Origin of the sequence: Winogradskyella sp., from assembly GCF_016744625.1 — a bacterium.
Classification (GTDB): domain Bacteria; phylum Bacteroidota; class Bacteroidia; order Flavobacteriales; family Flavobacteriaceae; genus Winogradskyella.
On sequence record NZ_JADGDZ010000030.1, the window covers coordinates 22541 to 34419 of the forward strand.

At 33.7% G+C, this 11879-nt stretch carries 12 protein-coding genes and 1 pseudogene; 7 read left to right on the forward strand and 6 right to left on the reverse strand.

Features of this window, described 5'->3' with window-relative positions:
* Positions 1-11: 11 nt before the first annotated feature.
* The 5 genes from QZZ53_RS08315 to QZZ53_RS08335 all read right to left on the reverse strand — a co-directional run bounded on the left by QZZ53_RS08315 (position 12) and on the right by QZZ53_RS08335 (position 5775).
* On the reverse strand, positions 12-2177 hold the full coding sequence (locus QZZ53_RS08315) for a prolyl oligopeptidase family serine peptidase (protein WP_296383487.1): 2166 nt from the start codon (positions 2175-2177) through the stop codon (positions 12-14).
* Positions 2178-2373: 196 nt separating this feature from the next.
* Positions 2374-3363 (reverse strand): aspartate-semialdehyde dehydrogenase, encoded by a 990-nt coding sequence (locus QZZ53_RS08320; protein ID WP_296383489.1) that lies wholly within the window; start codon positions 3361-3363, stop codon positions 2374-2376.
* A gap of 193 nt (positions 3364-3556) precedes the next feature.
* Positions 3557-3958: a large conductance mechanosensitive channel protein MscL gene (gene mscL, locus QZZ53_RS08325; protein ID WP_296383491.1), complete on the reverse strand. Its 402-nt coding sequence runs from the start codon at positions 3956-3958 to the stop codon at positions 3557-3559.
* A gap of 64 nt (positions 3959-4022) precedes the next feature.
* A complete protein-coding gene (alr, locus tag QZZ53_RS08330; protein WP_296383493.1) occupies positions 4023-5135 on the reverse strand; it encodes an alanine racemase in 1113 nt (370 codons plus the stop codon).
* Entirely contained in the window at positions 5128-5775 is a 648-nt protein-coding gene (locus tag QZZ53_RS08335) for a thymidine kinase (protein ID WP_296383495.1), read from the reverse strand. The genes alr and QZZ53_RS08335 overlap by 8 nt, the downstream gene beginning before the upstream one ends.
* Positions 5776-6109: 334 nt before the next feature.
* Here QZZ53_RS08335 and QZZ53_RS08340 point away from each other — a divergent pair, with 334 nt between their 5' ends.
* Genes QZZ53_RS08340 through QZZ53_RS08355 form a run of 4 tightly spaced genes read left to right on the forward strand, consistent with a single transcriptional unit; the run spans position 6110 to position 8469 of the window.
* Entirely contained in the window at positions 6110-6856 is a 747-nt protein-coding gene (locus QZZ53_RS08340; protein WP_296383497.1) for a hypothetical protein, read from the forward strand.
* A gap of 4 nt (positions 6857-6860) precedes the next feature.
* Positions 6861-7214, forward strand: a complete 354-nt coding sequence (locus tag QZZ53_RS08345; protein WP_296383499.1) for a DoxX family protein — start codon at positions 6861-6863, stop codon at positions 7212-7214.
* Positions 7214-7885: a 16S rRNA (cytidine(1402)-2'-O)-methyltransferase gene (gene rsmI / locus QZZ53_RS08350; RefSeq protein ID WP_296383502.1), complete on the forward strand. Its 672-nt coding sequence runs from the start codon at positions 7214-7216 to the stop codon at positions 7883-7885. Before QZZ53_RS08345 ends, rsmI begins: the two co-directional genes overlap by 1 nt.
* Before the next feature lie 8 nt (positions 7886-7893).
* The gene (locus QZZ53_RS08355; protein ID WP_296383504.1) at positions 7894-8469 is read left to right on the forward strand and encodes a uracil-DNA glycosylase family protein; all 576 of its coding nucleotides are present in this window, start codon (positions 7894-7896) and stop codon (positions 8467-8469) included.
* 359 nt (positions 8470-8828) lie between these two features.
* Here QZZ53_RS08355 and QZZ53_RS08360 read toward each other — a convergent pair whose 3' ends face one another.
* Positions 8829-9431 (reverse strand): carboxymuconolactone decarboxylase family protein, encoded by a 603-nt coding sequence (locus tag QZZ53_RS08360; protein ID WP_296383506.1) that lies wholly within the window; start codon positions 9429-9431, stop codon positions 8829-8831.
* Between the two features lie 66 nt (positions 9432-9497).
* Here QZZ53_RS08360 and QZZ53_RS08365 point away from each other — a divergent pair, with 66 nt between their 5' ends.
* From QZZ53_RS08365 to QZZ53_RS08375, 3 genes and pseudogenes are all read left to right on the forward strand, one after another.
* Positions 9498-9929: an OsmC family protein gene (locus tag QZZ53_RS08365; RefSeq protein ID WP_296383508.1), complete on the forward strand. Its 432-nt coding sequence runs from the start codon at positions 9498-9500 to the stop codon at positions 9927-9929.
* 16 nt (positions 9930-9945) lie between these two features.
* The gene (recJ, locus tag QZZ53_RS08370) at positions 9946-11637 is read left to right on the forward strand and encodes a single-stranded-DNA-specific exonuclease RecJ (RefSeq protein ID WP_296383510.1); all 1692 of its coding nucleotides are present in this window, start codon (positions 9946-9948) and stop codon (positions 11635-11637) included.
* Between the two features lie 26 nt (positions 11638-11663).
* Positions 11664-11879 (forward strand): annotated as a pseudogene (locus tag QZZ53_RS08375) (OmpA family protein); the annotation flags it as partial.

Below are 11879 nucleotides of genomic sequence, written 5' to 3' on the forward strand. Positions count from 1 at the left end.
TAATTAATAAATTATCCTTTTACTTTTTCTTTGGTTTTACTTGGTAATACATCAAACCCCATATTATAGAGTGTAAAACCAAAAATGTCTGCATACTGTTCAATGGTTTTACTCACTGGAGTACCAGCACCATGGCCAGCATCTGTTTCAATTCGTATTAATGTTGGATTATTACCAGCTTGCTTGCTTTGTAATTCGGCTGCAAATTTAAAACTATGCGCAGGTACGACTCTATCGTCATGATCTCCTGTAGTTACAAGCGTCGCAGGATATTCTACACCTTCTTTTACATTATGCACAGGTGAATAGCCTTTTAAGTACTCGAACATTTCTTTACTATCTTCGGCTGTTCCGTAATCATAAGCCCAACCAGCACCAGCAGTAAAGGTATGATAACGTAACATATCTAAAACACCTACAGCAGGTAATGCAACTTTTGCTAAGTCTGGACGTTGTGTCATTGTAGCGCCAACTAATAATCCACCATTAGAACCACCTCTTATTGCTAAGTAATCTGATGAGGTATACTTATTAGCTATAAGGTATTCTCCAGCAGTAATAAAGTCATCGAAAACATTTTGTTTTTTAAGTTGAGTTCCAGCATCGTGCCATGCTTTTCCGTATTCTCCTCCACCTCTAAGATTTGCAACAGCATAGACACCTCCTTGCTCCATCCAAACAGCATTAGCAATACTAAAACTTGGTGTTAAAGAAATATTGAAACCTCCATAACCATATAAAATAGTAGGGTTTTTACCATTAAGCTCTATGCCTTTTTTATGCGTAATAATCATAGGTACCTTAGTACCATCGTTGGATTTGTAAAACACTTGCTTACTTTCGTAATCCTCTGGGTTAAAATCAATGCTTGGTTTACGATATAATTCTGATTTTCCGTTTTTAATATCATATTTGTAGATACTACCAGGAGTTACGTAATTAGTGAATGAATAATATAATTCTTTTTCTTCTTTTTTTGCACCAAACCCATTAGAGCTTCCAACACCAGGCAATTTAACCTCTCTAACTAATTTACCATCGTAATCGTATTGTAAAACTTTAGAAACAGCATCGACCATGTAGTTAGCAAAAAAGTAACCTCCAGCAGTTGATGGACTAAGTACATTTTTGGTTTCTGGAATAAAATCAACCCAATTATCTGGAGTAGGATTTGAAGCATCAACCGTAACAATTTTTTGGTTAGGTGCTCCAAGATTAGTCATTATGAATAGTTTGGAACCTACGTTTTCAATAATGTTAGAATCTGAATCTGTATGACCTAAGATTTTAATTAATGGAGCATTAGCAACGGTTAAATCTTTAATGTATAATTTATTACCAGAAGTTGATACTCTAGGCGTAATGATTAAATAACGGTCATCTTCCGTAACTCCACCATAAATATAACGGTGTTTTTCTTTTGGAGTACCACCATAAATTAATTGGTCTTTAGATTGCTTTGTTCCTAATTTGTGATAATATACTTTATGTTGATCTGTTTTAGCAGATAATTCACTTCCTTTTGGTTTATCGTAGCTAGAATAGTAAAAACCTTCGTTTTTGTACCAAGACATACCGCTGAATTTAATATCAACTAAAGTATCTTCAACGATTTCCTTAGTTTCGGTATTCATGATTAAAATTTTTCGCCAATCACTGCCTCCTTCAGAAATAGAATAGGCTAAAACCTTACCATCTTTAGAAAAACTTGTGCCACCCAATGAAATTGTACCATCTTCAGTAAATGTATTTGGATCTAAGAAAACTTCAGCTGTTTTAGGATCAGCACCTGTTTTATATCTATAAATAACATATTGGTTCTGTAAACCATCGTTTTTATAAAAATAAGTATAGTCTCCTTCTTTAAACGGAGAACCAATCTTTTCGTAGTTCCACAATTTTGTGAGGCGTTCTTTTAGTTCTTCTCTGTATGGTATATTATCTAAATATCCGAAAGTAACTTCATTTTGAGATTTTACCCAAGCCTCTGTTTCCTTACTACGATCATCTTCTAACCATCGGTAAGGATCAGTTACAGATTCACCGAAATAGGTGTTGATAGTATCAACTTTTTTAGTTTCGAGATAATTTACAGTAATAGTTTTCAAAGGTTCCGTTTCGTTTTTACAAGAAACAAAAATACTAAGAGCAACAATAATTAGAAGTGCTTTTTTCATAATTAGGTTTTTTGAAATTAGTTGTCGTTAAATTCAAATATAAGTATTTAACAAAACAGATGTCGTCAAAAATTTCTTAAAACTTAAGGTAAATTGGGTAAACAATAGTACGAGGAATCCAACTAAAAAATTAATTAATTAGTTGAACTACATAAATTTACTGCTATTATGAAAATTTCTAAAACCTAAAAAGTAATTACACTAATGCGCTACTAACTAAGTATTCAGCTATTTGTACCGTGTTGGTTGCGGCACCTTTTCTAAGATTATCACTTACAACCCAAAGATTTAGTGTGTTTGGTTGAGAACCATCGCGTCTAATACGACCAACAAAAACATCATCTTTTCCATTAGCATACATTGGCATAGGATATACATTAACGTCTAGATTGTCTTGCACAGTTACACCATCGGTTTCGTTGAGTAGTTGTCTCACTTCGTTTAAATCGAAATCATTGTCAAACTCAACATTAATAGCTTCACTATGTCCACCAGCTGTAGGAATTCTAACGGCTGTGGCTGTAACAGCAATTGTTCTATCGTCTAGGATTTTTTGGGTCTCTCTTACCAATTTCATTTCTTCTTTGGTATAACCATTTTCTTCAAAAACATCGCAATGCGGAATTGCATTTTTATGGATTGGATAAGGATAAGCCATTTCTCCTTTTTTACCAGCGATTTCATTTTCCATCTGCTCAACAGCTTTTACACCAGTACCAGACACAGATTGATATGTAGAAACTACAATACGTTTTATTTTGTATTGTTTGTGAAGTGGTGCTAAAGCCATTACCATTTGTATGGTAGAGCAGTTTGGGTTAGCTATAATTTTGTCTTCTTTAGTAAGAGCATTTGCATTAATTTCTGGAACGACTAATTTCTTAGACAAGTCCATTCTCCAAGCTGAAGAGTTGTCAATTACAGTAGTACCAACCTCAGCAAATTTTGGCGCCCATTCTAAAGACGTGTTACCACCTGCTGAAAATAAAGCAATATCTGGACGTTTTTCAATTGCGGTAGGAATACTAATTACTTCAATATCTTCTCCTTTGAATTTTATTTTCTTACCAACAGAACGTTCTGAAGCTACTAATAATAATTCATCAACCGGAAAATTACGTTCTTCTAATATGCTAAGCATAACGTTTCCTACTAAACCTGTTGCTCCTACAACTGCTACTTTCATGTGTAAATGATTTGATTGGCAAAATTATAGTATTTCCTTTGTAAATAGGGGAATTAGCTCATAAAAATGTCATAAAAATTGAGGGGTAAAATTATGAGTTTCGTAAAATTAGGGGTATAAAGAAGAAAACCCAGATAAATTAATATCTGGGTTTAGTAATTAAAAAGATAGTGTAGCGGTGTCGCTAAGCGTTTTATTTTTTTAGAGCATCTCTAATTTCAGTTAATAAATCAATATCAGATGGTCCTGCAGGTGCTGGTTCTTCAGCAGGTGCTTTAGTTTTGTTGTAAGCTTTTACAATTAAGAACATTACAAGTCCTACTATTAGTAAATTAATGATGGTGTTAACCCAACTTCCCCACATAATTGCATTTTCTGGTTGAGTAACTGCTCCAGCTGCATCAACAATGGCGTCATCTAAAACAATTTTTTTGTCTGAAAAATCAGATCCACCAGTGAAGTGACCAACAACAGGCATTATAATATTGTCTACAAAACCTTTTACAACGCCACCAATGGCACCGGCCATAATTACTGCAACGGCAAATTCGATAACATTACCGCCAGTAATAAATTCCTTAAATTCTTTAATCATAATTTCTATAGTTAATGTTAGAATACGAAAATAACCAAAAAACCTTAATGTTAAAAATTTAACACTATAGACTATTAAAAAAAATGCGTTTAACACGCTGAGAAACAGAGGTTATGATTTCATATGAGATAGTATGTGCGGATTCAGCCAAATCAACTGCTTTGTGGTTAGGGTCAAAGATAATAACCTCATCTCCTTCGTTACAGTCAATATTTGTAATATTGACCATAATCATATCCATACAAACGTTTCCTATAATTGAAGCTTTTTTACCATTAATGATTACAAAGCCATTTTCATTACCATAAATACGGTTGATGCCGTCAGCATGACCGATAGGAATCGTCGCTGTTCTTTCAATCCCTTTCGATTTATAAGCTCTATTATAACCAACAGTTTCACCTTTTTCAATCTTATGGATTTGAGAAATCACTGATTTTAAACTCGCAATAGGTTTGAGGTTGTCGTCTTCTTTGGGTGAATTACCAAAACCGTAAAGTCCTATACCACATCGTACCATATTAAAATGGGCTTTAGGATAGTTTATAGCACCAGATGTATTACATAGATGTAGCCAAGGATTATAACCTATTCTGCTTTCAAATTCTTCGGCTATTGTTTTAAAAGTTTCAATTTGTCTTTCAGTAAATTTGGATTCGCTTACATCTTCACTAGCTGCTAAATGCGAAAACATAGATTTAACGACAACAGATTTTGTGGCTTTTAATTTAGAGGTAATATAGTCTACATCATTTTCCCAAAAGCCTAAACGGTTTAATCCTGTATTAAATTTTATATGCACAGGATAATCGGTTTGCGATTGTGCTTCAGCAACTGTAATAAATTCATTTAAAACTTTAGCGTTATAAATACTTGGTTCTAGGCATCGCTCAATAATAGTTTTAAAGTTAATGGGTTGTGGATGTAAAACAAGAATTGGAGTCGTTATGCCAGCATCTCTTAAAGCAATACCTTCTTTAGTATAGGCTACAGCAAAGTAATCAATCCTAAGTTTTTGAAGATGCTTAGCAATTTCAACGGAATCACTTCCGTAAGCAAAAGCTTTTACTACAGCTAAAAATTTGGTTTGTGGTTTTAACTTGGACTTTAGGTAATTGAAATTGTGCGTTAAGGCGCCTAAATCAATTTCGAGAACCGTTTCTAAGGCTTTAGGCATCAGACTTTTTTTCTTTAGAATCTATTTCTTCAGCTTCATTCACTTTCATTAACCTTACTTTATCTCGCAACATACTTTTATAATAGGCTGCTCTACTTAAAGGTTCATATTCATCAACTTCACCTAATAAAACCAAATCATCACTCGTTGCTTTTCTATAACTATATTGTGCTAAATTCCCTGTTTTTGTGCAAACGGCATGCACTTTGGTAACATATTCTGCAGTTGCCATGAGGTATGGCATTGGTCCAAACGGATTTCCTTTAAAATCCATATCTAAACCAGCAACGATAACACGGATGCCTTTATTAGCTAAATCATTACAGACACGTACAATCTCATCGTCAAAAAATTGAGCTTCGTCAATACCAACGACATCACAACCATCTGCTAAAATCGGAATATTTGCAGCTGCAGGCACAGGCGTAGAGCGAATTTCATTTGAGTCGTGAGATACTACCATTTCTTCATCATAGCGCACGTCAACAGCAGGTTTAAAAATTTCAACCTTCTGTCTAGCAAATTTGGCGCGTTTTAATCTGCGAATCAATTCTTCTGTTTTACCAGAGAACATCGATCCACAAATCACTTCAATCCAACCAAATTGTTCTTTCTGATTTACCGTATTTTCAAGAAACATTTCGTAATTTTAGCATTGATACCAAATAAACTTCAAAATAACCGAATAAATTCGTTCCTATTGCTTTTATATTTTAATATAAAACAAAATCGTAACCAAGGCTATGCTTAGGTTTTCTATTTCATCTAAAAACAATATAATTCAAATTTATCGTCGATCATTTCAAAATATATTTGGTAATAAACGTAGTAAATTTTCGTTTGCATAAAGGTCAATCAAATTTATCAAAAATCAAAAGTAAAACACATGAAACATCTATGATTTATTTACAAACACCGTAAACTAATAACTAAGATGTTCCATGTGACTTTAAAAAATCAATAAAAACTCACACATGAAAAAGAAATTAGAATCAGAATTAGTTAGTATAGCACATAGGATTCTAAAACTGAAAGGCAGAGAAGATGTGGATAGAATGCACGAAGAGGTTTCTAAACTTTACGAAAAACTTACAGTTTTAAAATTTGCACAAGAGAATTTTGAAGATGATATGCCAACCATTGGGAATGATTCTTCATTTTTTGATATGCTCGATACAGCTTTTAACAATAAAATCAGCGATAATATAGAGGTTGATAACAAAACCTATGTGAATTTAGATGAGGTTGAAGACGATGGTATTATGGAGCCTGTAATGGAGAAAATTAAAGACATGGTGGCGCAAATGCCTGAGGAAACCCAACAAGTTGATGTTATTGTCGAAGAAGTCATTGCAAATGAAACTCCAAAGACGATTGAGTTTGAAACCATTTCTTCGGACTTTGCAGATATACCAGAATTTGAACCTATTGAAGATGCTAAAAAACGTGAAGTTGAAAACGAAAAAAAGTCCTTAAATGATAAGTTGAAAGGCGAAGGCTTAAAAATTGGTTTAAACGATAAATTAGCTTTTATTAAGCATTTATTTGAAGGTAAAAATGAAGACTACGATCGTGTTATTTCTCAAATTAACACAATACATTCTTTGGGAGAAGCTCGAGAATTGATTCTAAAAATGGTGAAACCAGACTATAATAATTGGGATGGTAAAGAAGAATACGAAGAGCGTTTTATTGAAATCGTAGAAGGTAAATTCAACTAAACAGATGCGAAATAAGCAAATTGTGTATTGGGTAAGTACAGCTGTTTTATGTGGAATTTTCTTGTATTCGGCTTTTATGTATTTCACCAAGACTGAAATGATAAAAAGCTTTTTTGAAAGTTTTAATTACCCTACTTATATCGTAATTCCGTTAGCAATCGCTAAAATTTTAGGAGTAGCTATGGTACTTTGGAGACCAAATAATTGGCTAACTGAATGGGCTTATGCTGGTTTTTTCTTTGATTTAGTTTTAGCTTCACTTGCCCATCTTCATGCAGGACATCCTGTAGGTTTATCCTATTATGCTATACCTGTATTATTCGTTTCTTATTTTTTAGGTAAATATATTAGAGACTAATGAGTAAACTTTACCTCGTACCAACTCCAATAGGAAATTTAAAAGATATCACTTTTAGAGCTATCGAAGTTTTAAAAGATGCAGATTTAATTTTAGCTGAAGACACCAGAACTTCAGGAAAGCTTTTAAAGCATTTTGAAATCACCACACAGATGCGAAGTCATCACATGCATAATGAGCATAAGACGGTAAATCATTTAATTGAGCAACTCAAATCGGGTATAACGATTGCAGTGATTAGTGATGCTGGTACACCAGCGATTTCAGATCCTGGATTCTTATTAGTTAGAGCGTGTGTAGAAAACAACATTGAAGTAGATTGTTTACCTGGAGCAACTGCATTTGTGCCAGCATTAGTCAATAGCGGCTTACCAAACGACAAATTTGTCTTCGAAGGATTTTTACCTGTAAAGAAAGGTCGTCAAACACGACTGTTACTTTTAGCTGAAGAAACCAGAACCATCATTTTTTACGAAAGTCCACATAAGTTGAATAAAACATTAGGGCATTTTTGCGAGTATTTTGGAGAAGACAGAGCAGTCTCAGTATCAAGAGAGTTAACTAAACTCTATGAAGAAACGATTAGAGGAACAGCTAAAGAAGTTTTAGAACATTATACTAACAAACCTCCAAAAGGTGAGATTGTTATTGTGGTTGGAGGAAAAAAATAAGTCAATAAATGGATTCATTATTACACGATATCTCTCAATGCACCATTTGCAAAGCACACCTTCCTTTAGGTCCACGACCAGTTGCAACGGCACACATCAATTCTAAAATTATAATTATTGGACAAGCACCAGGAACTAAAGTCCACGAATCTGGAATTCCTTGGGACGACCAAAGCGGAAAGAAACTAAGGCAATGGCTCAATGTCACTGACGAGCAATTTTACAATACCGAAAACTTTGCCATTATACCAATGGGATTTTGTTATCCAGGAAAAGGAAAAACAGGCGATTTACCACCAAGATCAGAATGCGCGCCACAATGGCACGAGCAATTATTAGATAAAATGCCTAATGTAGAATTGGTGATTTTAATTGGTGCTTATGCACAGAAGTATTATTTAAAAGATAAAGCCAAACGAAATTTGACCGAAACCGTTGGAGAATACAAAACGTATTTACCAAAGTATTTTCCGATTCCACATCCATCACCAACCAATCGGTTTTGGAGAAGTAAGAATCCTTGGTTTGAGGAATTGGTTGTATCTGAGCTTCAAAAAAGTGTAAATAACATTTTAGAAATTTGACTCAAAAAATCACTTAAAAGAGTTGAATTCTTTTTTTTTGAAGCCTTCTTATATTTCGCTTGGGCTTCAATATTGCTATTTTTTTGTTCACTAAAACTCTTTGACAATTTTAGTTCATATTTTTGATCCATTCTTTTATCTATAAAGAGAATTATCATTATGAATAATATTGTTCCTACAATTAATTCCGAAGTTGTCATAACTATCAATTTTTGCTAATGTAGAAAGCATAAAACATTTTACTGTGACATGGTCTGCATACATTTGTAAGAAAAATCTTTTAACACAAAAAACCTCACCATTTCTGGTAAGGTTCAATCTAATTTATCTAAAAGCGAGCGTTCTAAAAGTCTAACAATCTAATATTGACTTCCATCATGTTTCCCAACTTCATAACCATGTTTTCCTAAATATTTATTTCCACTTTCCACAGCACCTTCTTCAATAGATGTTCCCATAGAATCGTTCCAACGGTTAAGATACCCAAACAAAGAAATTACACCTAACATTTCTACAATTTCACCTTCATCCCAATGGTCGTAAAGACGTTTTTTAATATCTGCATCTACAGCATTTGGCACTAAAGAAGCTGCTAAACTAAAATCTAAGGCAGCACGTTCAGCATCAGAGAATGCAGCATGTGTTCTGTATTCCCAAATATTATCTAATTGCTCTTGCTCTGCTCCATAGCGTTCTGCAGCTCTAATAGCATGCGCTTGGCAATATCTGCAACCTGTTGAGTTACTGCTCACCCAAGCAATCATACGTTTTAAGGCAGAGGTCACACGACCTTCGTTAGCCATTACAGCTTTATTTAAATTTATAAATGCTTTGCTTATTGCAGGTCTGCGTTGCATGGTTAAGACCGAATTAGGGCAAAATCCAAGTGTTTCATTAAAGAATTCAGCTAATTCTTTAGTTTCTATATCGTGGTCCGCAGACAATGGTGTTACTAATGCCATAGTTATTTTTTTAGTGGTATTTTTGATTGTACAAGATAGGAGTTCTAATATTTAATCTAAAAGAAAATGGCTGATAAAATAACAACACATTGGAAAGAAGACTTAACCTTTGAGTCCGATAATCCAAGCGGGAAATCTGTAATAATGGATACCAACATTGAAGGAAAAGATGAGCGTTATGGTTTATCTCCTAAAGCAATGATGTTGTCCTCCTTAGCTGGCTGCTCTGCACTAGATATTATTTCTACTTTAGATAAAATGAAAGTCGAAATTGACGATTTTAAAATTGAAGTTTCTGGTGAATTAACTGATGAACATCCTAAATATTATCATTCTGTAGTTGTTGACTATCATTTCTATGGTACAGATCTAAATAAAAAGAAATGCGAGCGTGCCGTAAACTTATCCGTTGATAAGTATTGTGGAGTTATGGAAATGTTTAGACGTTTTGCTAAGGTTGAAACGAATATTATTTATCATATAGCCACAATTAGATAATAGGTATAAAGACTATATGCGCTGGACATTAAAACCAAAACCAGAACCTTCAAAAATTGAAGAGTTAAAAGCGTCACTTAAAGTAGATGATATTGTTGCAACTTTATTGTTACAACGTGGCATTGATACTTATGAAGTCGCTAAAACCTTTTTTAGACCAAGTTTTTCAGATTTGCACGATCCATTCTTAATGAAAGATATGGATATAGCTGTTGCTCGAATTGAAAAGGCGATAGAGCAAAATGAAAATATTCTGGTTTATGGAGATTATGATGTAGATGGAACAACGTCAGTGGCTTTAATGTCATCGTATTTAAAAACAAGATTAGATTCTATTGCTACTTATATTCCAGATCGTTATGATGAAGGCTATGGCATTTCTTATAAAGGAATAAACTTTGCAGATGACAATGATTTTTCATTAATAATTGCTTTAGATTGTGGTGTAAAAGCAATTGACAAAGTCGCTTATGCTAAAGAAAAAGGTGTTGATTTTATTATTTGCGATCATCATAGACCAGGAGATAAACTACCAGAAGCAGTTGCCGTTTTAGATCCAAAACGAGGCGATTGCAATTATCCGTTTAAAGAATTATGTGGTTGTGGAGTAGGTTTTAAACTGATAACGGCTTTAGCATCCAATCAAGGACAAACGGTTGAAGATTTAGTGGAATATTTAGATTTGGTTGCAACTGCTATTGGTGCAGATATTGTTCCTATTGTTGAAGAAAATAGAGCTTTGGCTTATTTTGGACTTCAGGTAATTAACACTAATCCAAGACCAGGAATGAAAGCCATTATTGCTGAGGTAAAAAAGGATATTCTTACTATTACAGATGTTGTTTTTATTATTGCGCCACGCATTAATGCAGCAGGAAGAATGAAACACGGCAATCATGCTGTGACACTTCTCACAGAAATGGATTTTAATTTAGCTGCTGAATACGCAGTAGATATTGACCAATTCAATACAGATCGTCGAGAAACAGATAAACGTATCACTGAAGAAGCTTTACTACAGATTGAAGAAAATAAAGAGCAAAAGGGATTTACAACCGTAGTTTATCGCGAAGATTGGCACAAAGGAGTCATTGGCATTGTTGCTTCAAGGTTAATAGAAACCTATTATAGACCAACTTTGGTATTTACAAAAAGCGGAGATAAATTGGCAGCTTCTGCACGTTCTGTAAAAGGGTTTGATGTATATAATGCATTAGAAGCCTGTAGTGAGTATATCGAACAATTTGGTGGTCATAAATATGCAGCAGGATTAACATTATTGCCAGAAAACTACGAAGCATTCAAATCAAAATTTGAAAGTGTTGTAAAAGAGACTATAGATCCAAAACTATTAATACCAGAAATAAAGGTTGATTTAGAAATTGAACTAGGTGAAATCGATGATAAACTAATGCGGATTTTAAAGCAATTTGCACCTTTTGGACCAGGAAATATGCCACCAACGTTTATGTCTCAAAATATAAAAGATACAGGTTATGGTAAATGTGTCGGAGAGGATGATAAACATTTACGACTAACAGCAACGCAATCTTTTAATGATAAAATTGTATGTATTGGTTTTGGTTTAGGAGATAAAATAGATATTATTAAAAGCAAAAGACCTTTTAGTGCAGCGTATTCTATTGACGAAAACCATTGGAAAGGCAATGTAAGTTTGCAATTGAAATTAAAAGATATTAAAGAATAAACTTAAAAACGTTTCGTTGACTAATCATGAAACAACTAACCATTATTTTATTTCTTTTTTTGAGTAGCTTAATAAGTGCTCAAAATCTGGTGCTCAATCCTAGTTTTGAAACGCATAATGAATGCCCTTGGCATATAGGAACGTTTGCTAGTAGTGTTTCTGATTGGTCAATACCAAATATGGCATCAACAGATTTTTTTAATTCATGCAGTGATAAAGTGGGAATTAAAAATTATAATGGC